The 19894-nt window shown below is 38.7% G+C and carries 19 protein-coding genes and 1 pseudogene; 6 read left to right on the forward strand and 14 right to left on the reverse strand.

All coding sequences use genetic code 11. The annotated features are described in order from the left end of the window. Window positions 1-191 (forward strand): ArsR/SmtB family transcription factor (locus tag GQY27_RS20160; RefSeq protein WP_160037056.1); only part of this gene is annotated, 191 nt, incomplete at its 5' end. Window positions 192-220: 29 nt separating this feature from the next. Further along, on the forward strand, window positions 221-1174 hold the full coding sequence (gene trxB, locus GQY27_RS20165; protein ID WP_160037057.1) for a thioredoxin-disulfide reductase: 954 nt from the start codon (window positions 221-223) through the stop codon (window positions 1172-1174). Between the two features lie 567 nt (window positions 1175-1741). Here the strand turns inward: trxB and GQY27_RS20170 are convergent. Beyond that, complete coding sequence (locus tag GQY27_RS20170) at window positions 1742-2266, reverse strand: cupin domain-containing protein (RefSeq protein WP_160037058.1); 525 nt, start codon at window positions 2264-2266, stop codon at window positions 1742-1744. Window positions 2267-2606: 340 nt separating this feature from the next. Between GQY27_RS20170 and GQY27_RS20175 the strand changes: the two genes are divergently transcribed. Then, window positions 2607-3782 carry a cation:proton antiporter gene (locus tag GQY27_RS20175; protein WP_160037059.1) on the forward strand — a complete coding sequence of 392 codons (1176 nt, stop codon included), beginning with the start codon at window positions 2607-2609 and terminating at the stop codon, window positions 3780-3782. Between the two features lie 777 nt (window positions 3783-4559). Here GQY27_RS20175 and GQY27_RS20180 read toward each other — a convergent pair. Together GQY27_RS20180 and GQY27_RS20185 are read right to left on the reverse strand one after the other, a co-directional pair. Then, window positions 4560-5117, reverse strand: coding sequence for a hypothetical protein (locus GQY27_RS20180; protein WP_160037060.1), 558 nt, complete (start codon window positions 5115-5117; stop codon window positions 4560-4562). 184 nt (window positions 5118-5301) lie between these two features. Next, complete coding sequence (locus GQY27_RS20185; RefSeq protein ID WP_160037061.1) at window positions 5302-5859, reverse strand: hypothetical protein; 558 nt, start codon at window positions 5857-5859, stop codon at window positions 5302-5304. A gap of 762 nt (window positions 5860-6621) precedes the next feature. Here GQY27_RS20185 and GQY27_RS20190 point away from each other — a divergent pair. After that, window positions 6622-7602: an NAD-dependent epimerase/dehydratase family protein gene (locus tag GQY27_RS20190; protein WP_160037062.1), complete on the forward strand. Its 981-nt coding sequence runs from the start codon at window positions 6622-6624 to the stop codon at window positions 7600-7602. Between the two features lie 332 nt (window positions 7603-7934). Here the strand turns inward: GQY27_RS20190 and GQY27_RS22025 are convergent. The 3 genes and pseudogenes from GQY27_RS22025 to GQY27_RS20205 form a co-directional block, all read right to left on the reverse strand. Beyond that, window positions 7935-8066: pseudogene (locus GQY27_RS22025) on the reverse strand (helix-turn-helix domain-containing protein); the annotation flags it as partial. A 234-nt stretch (window positions 8067-8300) separates the two neighbouring features. Beyond that, window positions 8301-9791, reverse strand: coding sequence for an aldehyde dehydrogenase family protein (locus GQY27_RS20200; RefSeq protein WP_160037063.1), 1491 nt, complete (start codon window positions 9789-9791; stop codon window positions 8301-8303). A 27-nt stretch (window positions 9792-9818) separates the two neighbouring features. Further along, window positions 9819-10904, reverse strand: coding sequence for a 5-methyltetrahydropteroyltriglutamate--homocysteine S-methyltransferase (locus tag GQY27_RS20205; RefSeq protein ID WP_160037064.1), 1086 nt, complete (start codon window positions 10902-10904; stop codon window positions 9819-9821). 433 nt (window positions 10905-11337) lie between these two features. Between GQY27_RS20205 and GQY27_RS20210 the strand changes: the two genes are divergently transcribed. Then, window positions 11338-12144, forward strand: coding sequence for a hypothetical protein (locus GQY27_RS20210; protein ID WP_160037065.1), 807 nt, complete (start codon window positions 11338-11340; stop codon window positions 12142-12144). 335 nt (window positions 12145-12479) lie between these two features. On the opposite strand, the gene GQY27_RS20215 is transcribed toward GQY27_RS20210, so the two are convergent. The 6 genes from GQY27_RS20215 to GQY27_RS20240 all read right to left on the reverse strand — a co-directional run bounded on the left by GQY27_RS20215 (window position 12480) and on the right by GQY27_RS20240 (window position 18223). Beyond that, window positions 12480-13019: a cyclophilin-like fold protein gene (locus tag GQY27_RS20215; RefSeq protein ID WP_201450767.1), complete on the reverse strand. Its 540-nt coding sequence runs from the start codon at window positions 13017-13019 to the stop codon at window positions 12480-12482. A 278-nt stretch (window positions 13020-13297) separates the two neighbouring features. Continuing rightward, on the reverse strand, window positions 13298-14647 hold the full coding sequence (locus GQY27_RS20220; protein ID WP_160037066.1) for an MATE family efflux transporter: 1350 nt from the start codon (window positions 14645-14647) through the stop codon (window positions 13298-13300). A 314-nt stretch (window positions 14648-14961) separates the two neighbouring features. Continuing rightward, window positions 14962-16089: an alpha/beta hydrolase gene (locus GQY27_RS20225; RefSeq protein ID WP_160037067.1), complete on the reverse strand. Its 1128-nt coding sequence runs from the start codon at window positions 16087-16089 to the stop codon at window positions 14962-14964. Between the two features lie 54 nt (window positions 16090-16143). Beyond that, entirely contained in the window at window positions 16144-16347 is a 204-nt protein-coding gene (locus GQY27_RS20230) for a MerR family transcriptional regulator (protein WP_160037068.1), read from the reverse strand. A gap of 65 nt (window positions 16348-16412) precedes the next feature. Beyond that, entirely contained in the window at window positions 16413-17135 is a 723-nt protein-coding gene (locus GQY27_RS20235; protein WP_160037069.1) for a dihydrofolate reductase family protein, read from the reverse strand. Window positions 17136-17182: 47 nt separating this feature from the next. Next, window positions 17183-18223, reverse strand: a complete 1041-nt coding sequence (locus tag GQY27_RS20240; RefSeq protein ID WP_160037070.1) for an NAD(P)-dependent alcohol dehydrogenase — start codon at window positions 18221-18223, stop codon at window positions 17183-17185. A 244-nt stretch (window positions 18224-18467) separates the two neighbouring features. Here GQY27_RS20240 and GQY27_RS20245 point away from each other — a divergent pair, with 244 nt between their 5' ends. Continuing rightward, the gene (locus GQY27_RS20245; protein ID WP_160037074.1) at window positions 18468-18878 is read left to right on the forward strand and encodes a MerR family transcriptional regulator; all 411 of its coding nucleotides are present in this window, start codon (window positions 18468-18470) and stop codon (window positions 18876-18878) included. A gap of 320 nt (window positions 18879-19198) precedes the next feature. Here the strand turns inward: GQY27_RS20245 and GQY27_RS20250 are convergent, their stop codons facing one another. Further along, complete coding sequence (locus GQY27_RS20250; protein ID WP_160037071.1) at window positions 19199-19456, reverse strand: hypothetical protein; 258 nt, start codon at window positions 19454-19456, stop codon at window positions 19199-19201. 38 nt (window positions 19457-19494) lie between these two features. After that, on the reverse strand, window positions 19495-19671 hold the full coding sequence (locus GQY27_RS20255) for a hypothetical protein (RefSeq protein WP_160037072.1): 177 nt from the start codon (window positions 19669-19671) through the stop codon (window positions 19495-19497). Window positions 19672-19894: the final 223 nt, after the last annotated feature.

The following is a 19894-nucleotide window of genomic DNA, read 5'->3' on the forward strand; positions in this document are numbered from 1 at the left end:
TGGATATACCTCAGTCCAAACTCTCCTATCACCTTAAGATCCTTCATGATGCCGGTTTTATACAGAAAGAAACAAGAGGTACATGGAGTTACTACCGGATAAATGAAAATGAAGTCAACAAAATCTTATCTCCGGAATTGTGCTGTATCTTCACAAAACCGAATAGTACAACCAGTCAAACGAAATGTTAATCTAATTTGACCTATAAGGAGGATTCTTTATGTATAAATCAGTTATTATTGGAACAGGTCCTGCTGGCTACACAGCGGCCATTTATTTGGCTCGTTCCAATATGAATCCACTTGTTATTGAAGGACTTCAGCCTGGCGGACAGCTAACCACTACGACCGAAATTGAAAACTTCCCAGGATTCCCTGATGGAATTATAGGACCGGAACTTATGGATAACATGCGAAAACAAGCAGAACGTTTTGGTGCTCAATTCAAATCCGGATACGTAAGTGAAGTGGACTTTAGCAAACGACCATTCAAAATCAAGATTGATGGACAAGGTGAGATTGAGGCAGAATCCGTTATTGTCTCCACTGGAGCGTCAGCTAGATATCTTGATATACCTAATGAACAAGAATACGTAGGCCGAGGCGTGAGTACCTGCGCTACTTGCGACGGATTCTTTTTCCGCAATAAGAAAATTATCGTTATAGGCGGTGGTGACTCTGCTATGGAAGAAGCTAACTTCTTAACTCGGTTTGCTTCTGAAGTCGTGCTGGTCCATCGCCGGGAAGAATTAAGAGCATCTAAAATTATGCAGGACCGCGCAAAATTGAATTCAAAAATCACGTTTGCTTTAAATCGAACACCGATTGAAGTGCTTCCCAAAGACATGGGAATTCAAGGATTAAAGGTCCTTAATAATGAAACCGGACAAGATGAAATAATAGAGGCTGACGGTTTATTTATAGCTATAGGACATACTCCAAACACCTCATTTTTAGGTGATCAGATCACTACCGACCCTCTTGGATACATTGTTGTTAAACCAGGGACGACGGAAACCAATATCCCCGGCGTGTTTGCCTGCGGTGACGTACAAGACTCCAAGTACCGTCAAGCGATTACGGCAGCAGGTTCCGGATGTATGGCTGCAATGGACTGTGAAAGGTTTTTAGAAGGTTCCTCAGTTCATGACTGGAGCGAAATACTGGATAAATAAATTTAGTAAGTAGATTACTCCCTCCTGCTTGAGCTATTAAACGTATCCAAGGATGCTGGTAACTGGAATTACTTTCTCGTATTTTCACTTTCAATACTCCTAGAACTAGACATTTCAAAAAACCTTGACATTAATTCCAAGGTTCTTTGAAATATCTAGCAAACTGTAACATTAAATTTTCCCCTGATAACGGTAAAGCAGTAGGTCAAGTTTACCTATTGACCTAAAGTTTATAAAGCACCAAATAATTTATCGAAATATAGCTTAAAAACATTTATGCTGTTTCAAATTATAAATCATTGGATATTCCTTTTTATAAATGATTACCCTTTAAGAAAGGACAGTACATTGAATATTACCAACGATACAATTAGTTAAAACTCAATCGCTAATTAGCATCCGTCTCGTCAGCGGGGAATTAATTAAGGGTAAATGCAGGATATCAGATGATTCAAATACTTTAATTGTTGAAACCGAAGACAAGGTAATATCTATTCTATTATGGACAATAAAACGTTACAAAAAATTATGATAAAAAGGTCTGTTGATGAACAGCCAGGCCTTTAATTAATCAGCAGACATGGCTGCTGCTTTTGTTTGATGGACAGTACCAAATGGATGTTCAGGAGGAGCATAAATCACGTATAGTTTAAGTGGTGTATTGCCCGTATTCGTAATATTGTGCCATTTCCCTGCAGGTACCATGATTGCATAATCATCTCTAACCATTTCTTGAAAATCTAATTGATCTTTGCTATCACCCATTTGAACAAATCCCTGACCTTCTTCAATACGTAAGAATTGATCTGTTGTCGGATGAACTTCTAAACCAATATCATCTCCTACATCAATACTCATTAAGGTCACTTGAAAGTGTTTTCCTGTCCAGATAGCTGTTCGGTAAGTATTGTTTTGTTTAGTGGCTTGTTCAATATTTACGACATATGGTTGTTTCCCATAATCCATCAATGTAAAGTTCCCAGTATAGTTATTCCTACTGTAATAACCGTTCCAATTATGGTTTACATTTTGATTCCAGTAGTTATGCATAGGATTATAGCAGTGATAATAACAACACGGCTTATGATACATATCCATTCTCCTCACATGATTTCTTATCTTTGATTAACATTATCCTATGCAATTGCCTATTCCTTCGCTTCTGGTTCATTAAATATATCCGTATTTTTTTTAATAACAGTATTAAATCACATTAAGAAATGATATACTTCCATTATTGAGTTTAAGTACTGACTAAGCACATACAAATATGATGATTCACCGGAGGAGCCTGCCACACAAGGGGTTCCTCCGTTTTGTTTAGGTGTATTTACGGAGGTTTTTCGTAAATACACCTTTTTTATGTGTTGATATGTATGTTTAAACTCTACTATCTAAAATCTTAGGTTTTAAAAACGAAGGGAGAAATTTAATGGAATTTATCTTGCATCTGGTACTGATCCTTATTTTCACTAAACTAGCTGGACATTTATCCGTCAAACTTGGGCAGCCATCCGTTCTTGGGGAGCTACTAGCCGGTGTTATTCTAGGCCCAGCTGTTCTCGGTTGGGTTTATCAAACCTCATTTATTCATGAGTTCTCTGAAATAGGCGTTCTCATTCTCATGTTTATAGCTGGATTAGAAACGGATTTAGATACGCTCCGAAAAAACTGGAAATCCGCTCTTGCTGTAGCTATAGGCGGAGTTATTATCCCTTTTGCTGGAGGCTACAGCGCAGCTCTTTCATTCGGATTAGAACAAAGTCATGCACTATTTCTGGGACTGCTTCTTTGTGCAACCTCTGTAAGTATTTCAGTTCAAACCTTAAAAGAAATGAATAAACTAAGTTCCCGGGAAGGTACAACTATTCTAGGAGCTGCCGTTGTTGATGATATTCTTGTGGTAGTACTGCTGGCTGTCATGTTGAGTTTACTCGGTACAGGAGAGTCTGTTAGTATAGGTTCCCTTATAGGGAAGAAAGTACTGTTCTTTGTTATTATCATTGCTGCTTCAATTTGGGTAGTTCCTCTTGTTATGAAATGGCTTAGTAAGCTGAAGATCGCTGAAACTGTCATCTCGGGTGGAATCATTATTGCTCTTACATTCTCTTATTTTGCAGAGTGGTTAGGTGTTGCTGGCATTATCGGTTCCTTTGCAGCTGGAATCGCAATTTCACAAACACCTTTCAAGCACACCGTTGAATCAAAACTCGAGCCCATTGCATATGGCCTGTTCGTTCCCGTATTTTTTGTTAGTATCGGACTAAATGTTGATTTTGAAGGTGTTGGCTCTCAAATCTGGTTTATTATCGTTCTAAGTCTGGTAGCAATTTCAACAAAACTTGTAGGCGGTGCACTTGGTGCAAAAATGACTGGGTACAATTTTCATTCCTCTATGGCCATTGGAACAGGTATGATTTCACGCGGTGAGGTGGCTCTTATTATCGCCGGCACAGGACTTGCTGGAGGGTTACTTGATCCCCATTACTACACTTCTGTTATTATTATGGTAATTGTCACTACACTCGTTACGCCACCAATGTTAAAAATCATGTTTTCTGATAAATATACTCACAAACTAAGTGACAATTTAGGAGATAAAGAATAATAGTTATACTATTTCTACAATCCCTCACAAACAGCTTATAAAAATGGACCTAAGCCAGGGGCTTAGGTCCATTAATTTTAATGTTTTATAATATTACAGGACACTACGCTCTATTTAACAATGGCTTATTGATTGAGTTGAAAAATCAGCCAGTACTGTGCTTGATACTTATAACGGTTAAATAGGGTTAGCCTATTAAATCTTATAAAAGATCTATGTTTCTATTAAGGTTACCTGAGCAAAACTTATTATTCATCGAGAAAAGTTTCGTACATTTCGTACGCTATCCTACTCGCTAGATGAAATCGATTATGAAATTGATTGGGAAAGTTGCACGTATGCTTGTCTCTCTTGCTAAAAATGGCAATACTTACGACTCAACTAGAATTTTCTTACAAGCAGCATAAAACCAGTTGTTCCTCACCGGTTCATGCATTCGCAGGATTAAAATAGCACGGAGTATCGGGAGACATTAAGCAAAAGGGCATAAGACCCGTTTCGTTAGAAAGACCGACCTCCACTCCTTAGTTAGATGTGACGAAGGAATGAAAGGGCTATGACCCATTGAGACATGGGAGTGAGAATCGCTAAGGCGAAGTGGAGACGTGCATATATAGAATGTTATGGGTATTCAACAAATACCTCTGTTTTCCTATGCCCTTTTACGTCGTCTCGGCCACCTGCTTCTCCTAATCTTTCATTTTTCTCACTTTGACTAAGGAGAAATCCTGCGAATTCATGAGCCTGAGTGAGGTATTTAAATCATTTCGAGGGAGCTTAATTAATGGATTGCTCAGCTTCATAATGAAATATACGTTTACCGTCTTTATCAAAACCATTCAAGATAAATCCAGATTGAACGTTACTATATTCATCTTGTAATGCAAACCATAGTTTAGTTCCATCACTTAGTTCGACTATTTCAGCATATTTATCAATATTTTTACTCATTCCTAAGCTTTTGATATGGATTCTGGATATCGACTGTTCTTTTACTATGCCAATGTAAAACTGATACTGCTTTTCCTCTTCCTTAGCATTCATGTTAATCCAACTCCAAGTAACATCTGTTTCGTTAGAAAGAAGCGACACGCCCCCTCCAAAGCTCCATTTATATTTGTTCCCGACTTTATAAACAATTCCAGCATCTACCCCTCCATTAGGATTTTCATATATTAAAATACTGCTATTATTCAGTTCTTCCTTATAAAAAATCTGTTTATTTTGAATTCCTTCACTTCGTATAGTTGCCTCAATTGATTGGTATCCGTTATCTGTACAACCAGATAATATGAGGAATAAACTCAACCCCAACAAACATATCACTTTTTTCATAAGGATCTACCTTTCATTGATACGACGTTATTAACACTTATATATTGAACGCTAAAATTAAAGGAATGTTCTTCCAATCACTCCGTTTGCATAAGAAAAGGGAGCAGTTGCCAACTGGCAAGCCGCTCCCTGCTGTGTTAAGCTGTCTTTTTTCCGTTCGCTTAATAGTTAACTGTACATTGATTCACTTCTTAACGCATATATACTGACGTTCTTTCCACTCGAACTCATTCCCCAATTGAAATGTGGCTAGGTCAATCACGAGATCGAGTTCTTTGTTAGGAGCATCCGAAAATCTCTTCTGTCCATGCGACCAACAGCAATACAGCTCTAAATCCTCACCTATTTCCATATTGCTGACTAAATAATTGAAAAGCTCTACTAAGCATTTTTTGCTTGCTTGGTATAAAATAGGGTGAGAATATTTAATCTCGTTATTGATTCTGAAAGAACCACCTTCGGGGTCAACCTGGTAAACGAATGGATAGCGGAGAAAATGTGAGGATTGTCTGTTTAAGGGACCGGTTATATATAATCCCGCTGCATCCTCTTCCGTATCGTAGACTTCCATAAGTTTATCCCCTTTCGGGTGTTTTTCCAGTAGTGATTGCATAAAGAGTTGATCCTTAGCAGCTGGATTCACATTTTTAATATAATCATGAATCGTCATCACTGTTTTTTTCTGGCCGAACGAACCTGTCGGTAGCTCATGGCTTGCAGCAATATAGTAAAACAATGTCACAGTCAATTTCATCTCCTATCTGAGTCTGTTTTTCAAATCTATTTAAACTAACCTTAATCCTATGATAAAGGTATTAATCAAGGAGTGACGAATAATAAAGGTCAATAATTACATTGGGAACTTTCAGGAGGAGCACATGCTTAGAAAATATTTATTGAAGTATCCACTATGGTTTACAGTTATATGGTGTTTGGCTGCCTTAACTGTACTTTTAAATTTGCTGTTTTGGAAAAACATCTTACTAATTCTCTTTTCTCTGATTATTTTATATGTGGCTAACGGATTTCGAACATGGAATAGTAATCGAAAATTATCTCTTGTATCGTTTGTTTTGACATTCGTTTTCTCTTATATTTTTTATCGGTTTTTCACTTTAATAATGCTGTGAAACACGGCTTTCTGTCTGATGGAATTCCATTTTCCATTAATATGTACACTCTGTCGTGCAATGTCTTCTTTTTGAAAGCCAAATAGTCAACGACTAACCGAACAGCCTCAGTCGTGTAGCCTCTATCGTTACTTTTTTTGATCTACGTCGTATCCATTAGAACAAAAATCATACCCACGATTATGTCTATAATTTTTACGTATCTTGGTAGTTTTTCTCTTTCTTCCTCTTTCAAAGCTTCATAATACTAACTTTGTTAAATATTATACAAATAAGCTTCTCATATAACTCTCATTTTAGTTGGAAAATAAGATATGATGAATTTGAGGAAAATATTAGAAAAGTGGTGTTTCCTTAACTAACCTGTATAGGAGATGGTCTCCGTGAAAAAAGTATTCGTATTAGGTGGAACTGGATTTTTAGGTTATTTTACGATAAAAGAATTATTGAAACGCGGATATAGAGTATCCACCGTATCACTGCCTCCCATGCCGACGGAAGATCTCTTACCTAATGAAGTAGAGTGCTTGTTAGGAAATATTAATGAGATGACAGATGAAGAAATTCTAGACTTGCTGAAAGACGTGGATGGATTCATATATGCCGCAGGAGCGGATGAACGTGTTGTACCAGATGCCCCGGCGGTAAAATTTTTCTATGAAGCGAATGTACTGCCTACACAGCGCCTTGCCCGGTTAGCGAAGCAAGCAGGTGTGAAAAAATTCGTATTGTACGGTTCGTACTTTTCTCACTTTGCCGAAGTATGGACAGATCTTCCGCTGAAGGATAACGCTTATCCGCGCACTCGTCTGTTGCAAGAAGAGGTAGCATGTATGGAAGGTGAAGGTGCGATGGACGTTACAACGCTCCGTTTGCCTTATATTTTCGGCGTGATGCCAGGGCGAATGCCACTTTGGACAATGTTCGTGGATCGGGTTAAAGATCAGAAGGTTGTTCGGGTTCTTGGTGGGGGGACAGCGATGGTAACTGCCCAGCAAGTGGCGGAAGCGACTATCGGAGCGATGGAGAATGGAGTTCATCGTGGCAAATATGCCATCTGTGGGTTGAATATGAAACATAGCGAGTTTTACCAAATGGTGGCGGATGCCCTGGGACAGACAGACACTACCATAACGGTGGTGCCTCTAGAGCAAATAAAGCCTGCTATGGAGCAATTGGATGCAGCAACTGCTGAAGCCGGCAAAGAGCACGGTATTCATATGCGTGTGGCTGTAGCTGCTCAAGACCGGGATGCATATCTTGATCCAGAGGATACGATGCCGATTTTAAAATTTAACGAAGATGATATTCGTGCATCGATTGTGGAGACACTACGCAAGTGTGTGCAAGGATAATTTAACTAACCTATTATGTAATGAGAAGAACCCGTGTGCTGACACGGGTTCTTTGTTTCGCGCGTTTTCGCACTCACTGGCTAAAGCCATAACAAAAAAGCCGCTACAATAGCGACTTTCAATGGGACTATGCCTTGTCCCCCGATAAAAAATGAGCTGCGGAACCAATTATTACTTTACGTATGTTTGCAAGTCAACTCTACCCTATCAGCAATACTATTGCTGTCTTCGCAGGGGCTGCCTACCTTGAATTATTAATATTAAACGATCCTGGCGAAAGTGTTGGTACCGCTGTTCTGATGCTGTCGTCAGGTAACCATCCGGGCTCTGATTTTCTTGAGTTTCCTACTAATCGTGGAGTGATGTCGTTTCAATTTACGAGCAAGAGCTCGGGCAGACAGCCCCAGTTGATGTAATGCTTCTAGTTTACTGCGTTCAATTATGCTAAAATGTGTGTAGCTTATGGTGAATTCTTCTTGTGTGAATGTGGTGTAGGAACCTTCATTTTACACGAATCCGTCCATGGGCCATTTTTTATTTTGAACTAGGTGCCGCACTTGGATTGACAATCTGTCTAATAAAAAAGCGCCGTGTCTACTGATTCTTAAAAATCAGTAAACAAAAGCGCAAATGTAGAGCCTAAATTTAATTTCACAAGTACATCCCCTGTACGATGTCGAAGTTGTGTGCTATAAGATTTATTCTGGTATATAAGGAAGATCCAGTGTCTTCGGAACGTTGATAACATGACTTTCCGTATAAGTGCGAATGCCTTCCACGCCGTATTCACGTCCAATACCAGATTGTTTGAAGCCACCGAAAGGGAACCGAACATCGAGCCCTTGTACAGCAGCTGTATTGATCATTGTCGTTCCAGCTTCGAGTTGACGTGCGACTGAGATGGCATCCTCTTCTTTCCCCCACACAGAGCTCGTCAATCCATATATGCTTTCATTGTGTAAATTAATAACCTGCTCTTCATCGTCAAATGGCAGAATCGGAACCGTAGGACCAAACTGTTCCTCCACTACAATCGGATCATGATAATCGCAACCCAAAACAAGCGTAGGTTGTAGGTAGTAACCTTGTTCAAACAGCTTCTGATCAAGAATTTGACCGAGATGGATGACTTTAGCCCCGCGCTTTTGCGCATCTTCCACCAACCCTTGCACATAATTTTTCTGCTTCAGGTTATTAACCGGACCTACCGTCGTATTTGAATCAAATGGATCGCCAATTCGAATCCAGCGATTTGCCGCCTCTATATATTTTTCAACAAAATCATCATAAATAGAACGGTGTACATATATACGTTTGGCGATCATACAGATTTGGCCTGCTGTCAAGAAATTAGAAATGACAATCCGACGCATTGCTCGCTCATCATGAACATCAAAGCTTTCCAAGAAGATAGCCGCATCATTACCACCAAGCTCAAGCGTCATATCCTTAATCGTTTCCGCAGCAGCCTTTATAATATGCTTAGCTGTTGCGGTTCCACCTGTAAAGGCGATTTTAGTAACAAGAGGATTACTAGTCAGTTCAACGCCCACATCCGCATCACCATGAACGATATTGATTACACCAGCAGGGAACTCACTCGCAATAATCTCTGCCACCTTTGCCGCTGCCAGTGGCGCAAATGGACTTGGTTTGAGCAAAATCGTGTTGCCCGCAAGTAAGGCGGGAGCGATCTTAATCGTGGATAAAGCAATGGGATAGTTCCATGGACTAATCGCTGCCACCACACCAATTGGATCATGGGAAAGAATAGTTTTACCATTCTCATGCTCTTTGATCTCTTCCTGTAGAGCCGATTTGGCTTCATTACAAGCAAACTCCATCCACATTAACGAAACATAAATTTCACCGTGTGCATCATATAGGGGCTTGCCATGCTCTCTAGAGAGCAAATGAACAATTTCATTCTCAGCTGCTCTAATCTTCTCTATCGCCCTGCGCATCATAATAATGCGTTCATCAATGGAGGTATGTTTCCATGTTTTAAAGGCCCCTGCCGCCGCTTCAATCGCTTCAACCGCTTGTTCTTTCGTAGTGACTGGGAAATAGCCTACGATTTCAGTTGGGTTTGTCGGATTCTCTTTTGCTAACTGTGAAAGGGATTTTACATTTTGACCATTAATGAAGGCTTCAACTATAATTGTCTCTTTGTCTGCTTGAATTGTCATTTTAAATCCCCTTTATTTTGATATTTATTAATTCCAAACTTCATCTGCAATTTCCTTAACATAACTAAGTTTACGCCATTGTTGTTCTTCACTTAAAATATTGCCTTCTTCTGTAGACGAAAAACCGCATTGTGGGCTCAAACAAAGTTGCTCAAGTGGTACATAGGTTGCAGCTTCTGCAATCCGGGCTTTAATTTGTTCTTTATTCTCTAACTCTCCTGACTTCGATGTGAGTAAACCAAGCACGATTTTCAAATCTTTTCGATTCACATATTTTAATGGCTCGAAACCACCTGAGCGCTCATCATCAAATTCTAAAAATAATCCATCTACGTTTAAGCCTCCAAATATCACTTCAGAAGCGTAATCATAACCACCAGTTGAAAAATAGTTGGATTTATAGTTACCACGACAAATATGCATGGTCACAACTAAATCTTCCAGTTTATGAGACAAGGATTCATTAATCATCCGTTGCATCGTTTTCAACTCTTCCGCCGGTTCCAAACCTTTAGCACGTAGCTTATCGTGACCAGCTTCTGAGAATAGGTCTGCCCAAGCTGTATCATCTAATTGCAGGTATCGACATCCCGCATCATAGAAGGCTTGAATTGCTTTTTGATACGCCGCAATGGTATCTTGAAGGAATTGCTCTCGATCATTATAAATATTGGCGCCATTCTCCAAGCGATATATAAGCATGTTGGGACTTGGAATTGTCTGCTTCGCTACTGCGTCACCTGCATGCTTTTTCAAAAACTCAAAATGCCCCACAAAAGCATGACTTGAGAAATCAACTTTACCAACAACACGAATTCCACCCTTGCGAGTTTGCATATTATGGAATTTAGGTCCGTCTATTTGCTCATATAACTCTACGCCATCCAAGCCGCCTAGAAAATCAAAATGCCACCAGCTTCTACGGAATTCACCATCAGTAACTGCGAATACGCCATTTTCTTTTTGCTTTTCAATAATTCGAATAATCTCTTTATCTTCCACAGCTCTTAATTCCTCATATGTAATGTTGCCTGCTTTATATTGTTCACGTGCCTGACTTAAGTTTGGAGGACGTAGAAAGCTACCTACATGATCATTACGGAATGGTATCATAGATTATTTCTCCTTATAACTTTTTAGTCTACTGAGTATAGCATGATCGAAAAGAATGCGTGTTATATGAAAAATGCATCATTAGTCATAGGTTTTAACTATAGCTAAAAGACCTTAAAGAGCAAAAAATCCAGAACCTCATATGGTAATGGATTTATGGAGTGGAGCGAAGCGCTGTGGTCATAATAACTACGTTTATTTTCATCCTCGTATCTCTCAAGGTATTTTATATCAAAAATATTCAAGTCTGTTGATTATCTAGTTTTTAGAATTTAAAGGCGCGATAAAGGGGGGGGAAGGAGAAATCCTGCGAATTCATGTATAGATTACTGAGTGCTGTGAATTCATCGAAGATGTGGTATATAATGGTAAAAGATAGACCTTATAACTTGACTGTATTTTCGAGCACATCGGATAACGAATACGCGGAGGGATGATTTTGAACCGGAGGATTTGGTTTCTGGCTGTATTCACATTGATATTAACAGTAGCATTAACAGCCTGTGACAGACATTCGACATCAGAAAAAAAAGCAGCAACCGCGAAAATTGAAAAACACCTGGCGGAAAAGTATGAAAAGGAATTTGCAGTGGAAACAGCTGATGATCTCTTTATACATGTTCCTGGAAAACTCACTGGAAATGTAGTGGGCTTTGAAACACAGGCTTATCCGGTAGATGCGCCCGAAGAAACGTTTAAGGTAGAGTATTGGGAAGAAAAGGACATCATTGAGGATGACTACATAAATCACCTTATGGCAGGGAAATTGAAAAGCGAATTATCGGAGCTCATATCTCCCATTTTGGGCAGGGACATTAAAATCGACGCCGGATATGATAATGGGGCCTGGGGAAATATGCCGGATACTAAATACACTCCCGCTACATTAACCGGGGATTATGATTATTCTGCTCTTGTTAACGTATATGTGAAGCAAACGAAGAGCATAGATAAAATGGCTGAGGCAAAAAACATTGACCTAATCCAGAGAAGCTTGCTGCAAAAAGGGATAGAGGATGTAATGATCGCTTTCTACTACATGAGTCCTGATGAATTTGAGCTTATTGAGCAAATCAGAAAAGAAGATGAAGAGAACAATCTCTATAAGATATGCCGGGCCTCTGCCTCATGCTTAGTTGCTTCCGGAAGGGTAGATGAAGGTGAAGTTGTGTACGGATATAACCAGATATTGGCGGGGTTTGACTTATACAGAGAGGTTTCTTATCAGCCCGTGGAGTAACAAAAGTAGCTGAATTCGCTCTTTATTGATTGTTTCGTCATTTTAAAAAATAGAAGGGCAGAGATTCTCATCTATTTAAGAATCTCTGCCTTTTTTTGATCTCCAGTGGGGTGCTTCAGCACGAAGCAGCGGTTCGTTCGCAGAGAGCTGCCAGCATCAGCCCTAATGTCTTATCTCCCTTTCACTCTTCTTTACTTAATAAGTACCGCTAACTACAACACAATCTTGATTATCTTTGTCGGCTGCAAAAACCGTTTCTCCGCAAATTCCTACTGCTTTTATGACGTCGCTAAGGGGATTCTATACACTCTGTCCGGCTTCTTCACCACTTAAGTTCATTCAATAATGCTTAATGTTACTTCAGTATTTCCGTCGCTAAGTGCATTAGTTAATCTCGAAATATCCTCTATATATCCAAGGCGTGTATAGCTATAAGTAGTGGAAAAAGTTTTGTAGAAAAGTACCAAACCATCAGAACCATATAACATGATATCGCCTGCATTGATATTTTTAACCCGCTCAGTGGCAGTAGGTAAAGGAACTGGCACAATAGCATATTTTTCATTTCTATTGACATCGCTCATGTTCAATGTCAATGGCATTTGTGCCAATAGCGACTGAGTTGAGGCATTGTTATATAAAGTGGCTGTAAAGATTTCACTTCCAATCTGAATATTCAAAGTGGTCACAATCTCACCTCCTCTTTCTATGTTTGATTCTGCAACGGACATATCGTTTTCTATCTTAATAGAATCAACATCAGACGTCATTAACGGTATAAGAGTTGAGGAACCGCCCTTTACATACCATACCAAAGAAATACTCAAAATGATCATGATCATAATCAAAATAAAAACTGTTTTTATATATTTCATAAGAACCACCTTCAGTGTTTTTAGGCGATACTTTGTTTCGTGTCACTAGTCGTTTGGCATTCACTAATTCGTACCTCCTAAAAAACATGAACAAAGCAGGGCTCCTTCCCCCCTGCAGGTTGTGTTGTCCTGCAGTTCCTCAGTACTATGAGCCCTCGGACTCCCTTCTTGCAATTAGATCATTTCGTCTTTTGGACTTATAAACCACTTTGTTACGTTTTCGAAAAAAACCGTGGAAAGAGGTTCTCTGAACTGAACAGTGCGTTTTTTACGAAATTCTAAGGATTGTCATTATTTACAAAGCTTTTGCTGATCCAAACTTTTGAGCGCCACCTATTTAACATAAATATTCCCCTTATCCATTCGTCAGCTATAAAACCAATCCATACACCAATAAGACCAAATTCAAGATAGATAGCAAAAAACCAAGCAAATGCTACACTGATTCCCCACATCGTTGCTATACCAACATACACTGGAAAACGTACATCCCCGGCTGTGCGTAAAGCAAACACTAAGTTTAAATTAAAGGCACGACCTGGTTCTAATATAACTGTCATCAAAAGAAGTACTGAACCTAATTCAAGAATTGAAGCATCATCTGTGAAAATCCCTAATAATGCATCACTTGAGAGATAAATTATACTACCAGATATTAAAGTGATAAAAATGGATATTTGTAGACTTTTAATAGCTCTTTTATATGCCGTATCATATTCCTGTGCACCAACCATATGCCCAATTAGTATCTGTGTTCCCTGACTGATTGCAATAGAAAATACATAAATGAACATCATCAGATTCTCCACATAAACTTTAGTGGTGATAGCAACGGTACCTAACTGGGTTACAAATATTGTAATAATTACTTGACTGGCACTAAATGATAGCTCTTCTCCGGCTGCTGGTACACCTATATTTAATAGATTCTTAATATCTTTCTTATCGTATTTAAAAAATGATGCCCATGGCAATGTCACTTCCATCCGATTCACAAAAATAATGATTAGGCTTATAAAACCAAGTAGACGACATATAACCGTAGTGTAAGCTACACCTTCAACACCAAGAATAGGGAATCCGAATGGGCCAAAGATCGCAAAATAATTACCAATTACATTAAGAACATTTATTCCTATAACTACGAACATAGTATCTTTTGTAAAGCCGTAGCTTCTTAGTATTGCTGACACTGTTGAAATCAATGCTTGTAAAAATATGAAACCACCAACAATATTAAGGTAACTAGATGCCTCATCCATTAGTTCTAAAGGAAGATCCATTAGCGTTAAGATGGAATTACTAGACAGATACAATGCGATACTAATAAGGAGCGAAAAAACTAAATTTAAACTTATTGATGTTACAGCAATTTTTTTTGCATCGTAATCCATATGGGCACCAAGATTTTGTGTGATAAGGATTGAAGACCCTGTGGCAACAAAACTAAACATGACAATGACAAAGGAAATCATTTGATTAGAAACACCCACAGCAGCAACCGATGAATCAGAGTACTGACTCAACATAAGCGTATCTGCATTTCCCATAAGCATGTTTAGCATAAGTTCAATAAAAATTGGCCAAGTAAGAGCAAATAAAGTTAATTTTTTGTGTTCTTTTGTCATATAACGTCCTCATAGATAATCTTTTATTCGAATAATCACTCTGAATTTCTTATTAGAATCACGATTACGTATGCTACATTTTTTATATCCAGGGTATGAGTAACATAATCTTAGACAACACTCAAAATACATTGAAAAATCTTCTTTTAAGTTGTTTAGATCTTTGTTACCCTTTTGGAACCGCCGTATGTGAACGCGTATGTACGATGGTGTGAGAGGGTGGGGGCAGTCGCCCCCCTCCTACTTAATTTATTATGTTGTTGGCATGGATTTCTGTATTACGTAATGGAATTTCGAAGTGTTTCTCCTGTTTTTTATGACTCATCTGCAAATGCATCCGTAAAGAATGTCTCCAGTTTATCGAACGGAATTACATCTATTTGGTCATACAAATCCGTGTGGCTTGCACCAGGAATAATGTCTAGCTCCTTATTGTCACCTTTGAGAAGCTTAAAGGCATCTTGACTAAAATATAAAGAATGGGCGTCTCCACCATGAACAACAAGTACATCGCTGCGGATCTCAGGTGCATATTCCAGTATACGCATATTCATTAAGGAACCTGCTGCTGTCGAAGCCCATCCCCCATTTGAATTTACAGAACGTGTATGATAGCCACGCTCCGTCTTGTAGTAATCTACATAGTCTTTGATGAACTGTGGAGCATCATCCGGTGCCTTCTCCGGATTTCCGCCTCCCAGGGTATAGCTGCCCTTTGTATAGTCTTCTGTTCTTTGATTATTATAATCGACACGAGCCTGATATCTCCCCTCCTCATCAAGAGAATCGTTATATCCCAGTGCCGTAACACGACTCATATCGTACATTGTCATTATGGCTGTCGCCTTAATTCTGGTATCAAGTGCGGCTGTCTGAAGCGCGTGACCACCAAATCCGCAGATACCGATAATACCGATTTGATCAGGATCAACATTCTCCTGAACGGAAAGAAAATCAATGGCACTTTGGAAATCTTCGACATTAACGTCAGGTGAGTTGAAGTATCTTGGGTATCCGCTACTCTCCCCAGTATAGGAAGGATCAAAAGCAATCGCTAAGAATCCTTTTTTCGCCATTTCCTGGGCATAAAGGCCAGAGGACTGCTCCTTAACAGCACCAAATGGACCACTGACAGCAATTGCAGGAAGCTTACCTTCATAATTCTTTGGCTCATATAGGTCGGCTGCAATTGTTATTCCAAAATGGTTGACGAAAGTCACCTTTCTGTGATTTACCTCATCGCTGAGAGGAAATACTTTATCCCACTCTTCCGTAAGTTCAATTGGTTCTACACGAATGGAAACATCCGTCATCGCACCGTAATTGGTTGCTGTAGCGCTCTGTGTCTGAGTATCCTCCTGGGCTGCTGACTGTGGACTGCATGCTGTCGTTGTCAGAATTGTTGCAAGTACTCCAAAGTGTAAAATCTTCTTTTTATTCATTGTATTTGCCTCCCTTTTCGTAATATTGGAGTCTATAGTTTCGAATACAACTTTTTATTGCTTGAGATTTTCGTCCTGATATTTCAACATCTTCTCTTCATAACCATCGATGTTATCATCGAGTTTGGCTAGTGTGTTCTGCATAACTGCGATTTTTTTTGCCAACTCGTTTCGCTGATCGATAAGAATTTCTTTTCTAGATAAAACCGTTCTCGTTCCCTGTTGAAACAGGGCTACATATTCGGATAAGCGATTCAACTGAGACACCTGAATCGCGCATACATTTGATAAAGTAAACCCAGTTTAAATCAATTTTCGTATTTTTACTGGTTTTTTACAGAATAGCGAATCCATATTGTATCGTGTTCCAATTCTTTAATGGATTCAAGTTTAAAAGCTGTTTCTTTAATACTGGAAAACGGTTCTTTCGCGACGAAGAATCGATGGCCGTCTGGGTCGCCATTTGCGATAGGAGCCAAGATGACACTAACTTCATCAACTAGTCCGTTTTGAATCATAGACCAGTTGATTGTTCCGCCTCCTCCAACCATCATTCGCTTGATACGAAACAAATTGTAGAACTTGTCCAACATCACTTCATACTCAATCTGTTCCTTCCCAGCAATAATATAGGATATCTTTTTCTTTCTGAGAAAATCTTTATAGGCGTTTGAGACTTGCTCCGTTAACACAACCACAATGTGAGAAGGCACATTACCATAGCTAAATACATTATCTTCAAAGGCTAATTCTCCTCGTGTATCAATCGTTAAATAATACATTGGAGCATTAGGGTCCGCGACGTAGTCCCCTGCAGGAACGGGAGCTGCATTTATATCCAACTCCGGCTTCTTATAAAAAGTCATGTTGTCTTCTGTTGTCTTTTTACCGTTCAGATAGCCTTGTATTCCAAATTGTTGTTTTTCAGGGACTAGTGAAAGTTCTTGATATTGTCGACTCGCTTCTTCAAATTCTCGCAAATCCATAATATCCAGATTGCCATCAATGGACGTATGTGTGTGTATGATTACATAAGGTTTGTTCATGCTAATTCTCCTTTTTTATTAAGAGCAACAACCGCTTATTTAATTTTTCACATTGTACTGATGTCAATTACGAAACGGTATTTTACATCTGAGGCTAATACGCGTTCATAAGCCTTGTCGATTTGATCAGCCGAAATAACTTCGATTTTAGGAACAATATTGTGTTCGGCACAAAAGTCCAACATCTCTTGAGTCTCACGGATGCCTCCAATCATTGATCCTGCAAATGAACGGCGATGACCAATCAAATTTATTATGCTTAGTGACAAAGGTTCAGCCGGAGCACCAACGTTTACGAGAGTACCATCAAGTGAAAGAAGTCCTAAATATGCATCCAGATTAATTTTTGCACTTACTGTATTTATAATTAAGTCAAAGGTTCCAGCCAGTTTTTCGAAAGTTTCTGGATTGCTTGTGGCATAGTAATGGTCTGCGCCTAGTTGTAAGCCATCTTCTTTTTTCTTCAAGGATTGCGACAAAACAGTGACATCTGCACCCATAGCATGTGCGAGTTGGACAGCCATATGACCAAGCCCGCCCATACCAACAACCGCTACTTTTTGACCTGCACCGGCTTTCCAATGATTTAATGGAGAATATGTTGTAATACCTGCACAAAGTAATGGTGCTGCAGCGTCAAGCCCTATACCATCAGGAATTCTGAGTACGAAATCTTCCTGTACAACAATATGGGTAGAATAACCTCCTTGAGTGGGTTCGCCGTATTTGTCAACACTGGCGTAGGTTTGGATATTTCCTTTTAGACAGTATTGTTCTTCACCTTTACGGCAGTTCTCACATTCGCCGCAGGAATCAACCATGCATCCAACCCCTACTCGATCACCAACCTTGTGTTTTTTAACATTAGAACCAATATCCGTAACAATCCCTGCAATCTCATGTCCGGGTACGAGTGGATAGTTCACTGGACCCCATTCTCCGTGAGCAGTATGGATGTCAGAATGGCAAATGCCTGCATATTTAATTTCAATGAGCACATCATTGGAATCAAGATCACGTCGTTTAATTTCAGCTACTCGAAATGGTTTATCTGGACCATCAACAGCTCGTGCTTTAGCAATTATCATAAAGAATTCCTCCTATAGGTTTTAAGAATTTTGTAATAATTAAATGAAAAATCAGATGAATTTCCTTCACCTCATCTTGTTAAACAATGCTAACCCTTAGAGTTAACTCTAGGTCAAGTATTGTTTTGATTTTTCTTTACCTTTTTTTAAGACGATTTTGACATTCTACAAATACGATGATAAAATTCCTTCACATTATTAGAGTTAACTCAAGGTCCATCTCTCTATGAAAGGAAGATAAATGTTGAAGACATATTCTATCAGCGAGGTCGCAAAAAAATTGAATCTTTCAGTATATACCTTGCGTTACTATGATAAAGAGGGACTTATACCTTTTGTAAAACGTTCAGTCAGTGGAACACGAATGTTTAAAGAATCGGACATCAATGCTTTAAATATAATTGAATGTCTCAAATCAACCGGAATGCCTATTAAAGAAATCAAAAATTTTATTAATTGGTGTTCTGAAGGGGATTCTACGTTGCAACAGAGATATGATTTGTTTATAGAAAGAAAAGCAAGAGTAGAAGCGCAGATGAAAGAGATGAAAAAAACATTGGAACTCATTGAGCATAAATGCTGGTATTATCAGACTGCTTTAGATGCTGGAACAGAAAACGTTCATAAAAACGATAAAATAGAGATTACTAATTAAAAAATACTTATCCTGATTAGTAGATTCACTGGGTATTAATTGTTCAAGAACTAGTTAAAGAGAACAGTCACCATCGAACCAAACCCATGAGTTATATATTTCATTAACTTGAAGTGTAATACCCTTTTTTTAAAGTTAGATACATGTATGTGGCGACATCGCATTCATTCACATCAAAAACTCTGTCAACTAACAGGGTGCGTCAGCTGAAGATTGGGCCTGTCTTAAGGTAGCTTTTTCTTATAGAACTAAAGTGTAAAAAGCCACTTGTATAAAACAAGTGGCTCCCTGTAATGTTCAACTAACGTTTTTCCGTTTTATTAATGGTGTACAATAGGTTTATACATTATATCCTCATATTCTTCTTCCCAATCTTGTTCGTCTACCATGTCATTCAGGGCATCCTCAAGCCAACCTGGCGTAAATGTAGAGTTATTTGAGTACGCATTCATATCCACTTCCGTCGCGATACGAACAAATTCCTCGCTGGCTGTAACTACCTCAAAATCATCTAATCCATCTCGAATATAATACTTAGGCATATTTAAGTTGGCAGGCAACTCAGCATTTCCCAGCACAATCCAATTTCCTTTTTCTATATATGCAGTGTTCGTTCTTATAAAAAAACAATCTCCTTACTTAATATTTCTTGGATATTTGATACTTTTTCATGAGTAATGAAATCAAAAGCAATTATTGTTTGATAAAATGCTCCAAACTCAACTACTTGTCCATAACCATAGCGATTTTCTTTTACCGGAATAATAAAAATAACACCAATATTTATTTTCATGATTGAATCCTACCCATATTTTTCAATTTTTTGTTACCATATTTATTAATATACAATCTGTTCTAATACATCAAGTGGTTTTCCTGGCTTCTATCCTGCCGAGTAGCTTAAAGAAAAAGCAACCGGTCTATTGATCGATTGCTTACTTTTTCTTCTTGAACTAACGTTTTCTCGTTAGAATTCCTGTAAAACGAAAAATTTGGAGTTTGAATAAAAAAGAGCG

The organism is Paenibacillus sp. An7 (assembly GCF_009870785.1).
In the GTDB taxonomy this organism is placed as follows: Bacteria; Bacillota; Bacilli; order Paenibacillales; family Paenibacillaceae; genus Paenibacillus.

What these genes read in the sequence shown, in the direction of transcription:
- trxB (WP_160037057.1), top strand. Translation starts at nt 221, where the DNA reads ATGTATAAATCAGTTATTATTGGAACAGGTCCTGCTGGCTACACAGCG.
- GQY27_RS20170 (WP_160037058.1), bottom strand. Translation starts at nt 2,266, where the DNA reads ATGTATCATAAGCCGTGTTGTTATTATCACTGCTATAATCCTATGCAT.
- GQY27_RS20175 (WP_160037059.1), top strand. Translation starts at nt 2,607, where the DNA reads ATGGAATTTATCTTGCATCTGGTACTGATCCTTATTTTCACTAAACTA.
- GQY27_RS20180 (WP_160037060.1), bottom strand. Translation starts at nt 5,117, where the DNA reads ATGAAAAAAGTGATATGTTTGTTGGGGTTGAGTTTATTCCTCATATTA.
- GQY27_RS20190 (WP_160037062.1), top strand. Translation starts at nt 6,622, where the DNA reads ATGGTCTCCGTGAAAAAAGTATTCGTATTAGGTGGAACTGGATTTTTA.
- GQY27_RS20200 (WP_160037063.1), bottom strand. Translation starts at nt 9,791, where the DNA reads ATGACAATTCAAGCAGACAAAGAGACAATTATAGTTGAAGCCTTCATT.
- GQY27_RS20205 (WP_160037064.1), bottom strand. Translation starts at nt 10,904, where the DNA reads ATGATACCATTCCGTAATGATCATGTAGGTAGCTTTCTACGTCCTCCA.
- GQY27_RS20210 (WP_160037065.1), top strand. Translation starts at nt 11,338, where the DNA reads ATGATTTTGAACCGGAGGATTTGGTTTCTGGCTGTATTCACATTGATA.
- GQY27_RS20215 (WP_201450767.1), bottom strand. Translation starts at nt 13,019, where the DNA reads ATGAAATATATAAAAACAGTTTTTATTTTGATTATGATCATGATCATT.
- GQY27_RS20220 (WP_160037066.1), bottom strand. Translation starts at nt 14,647, where the DNA reads ATGACAAAAGAACACAAAAAATTAACTTTATTTGCTCTTACTTGGCCA.
- GQY27_RS20225 (WP_160037067.1), bottom strand. Translation starts at nt 16,089, where the DNA reads ATGAATAAAAAGAAGATTTTACACTTTGGAGTACTTGCAACAATTCTG.
- GQY27_RS20235 (WP_160037069.1), bottom strand. Translation starts at nt 17,135, where the DNA reads ATGAACAAACCTTATGTAATCATACACACACATACGTCCATTGATGGC.
- GQY27_RS20240 (WP_160037070.1), bottom strand. Translation starts at nt 18,223, where the DNA reads ATGATAATTGCTAAAGCACGAGCTGTTGATGGTCCAGATAAACCATTT.
- GQY27_RS20255 (WP_160037072.1), bottom strand. Translation starts at nt 19,671, where the DNA reads ATGAAAATAAATATTGGTGTTATTTTTATTATTCCGGTAAAAGAAAAT.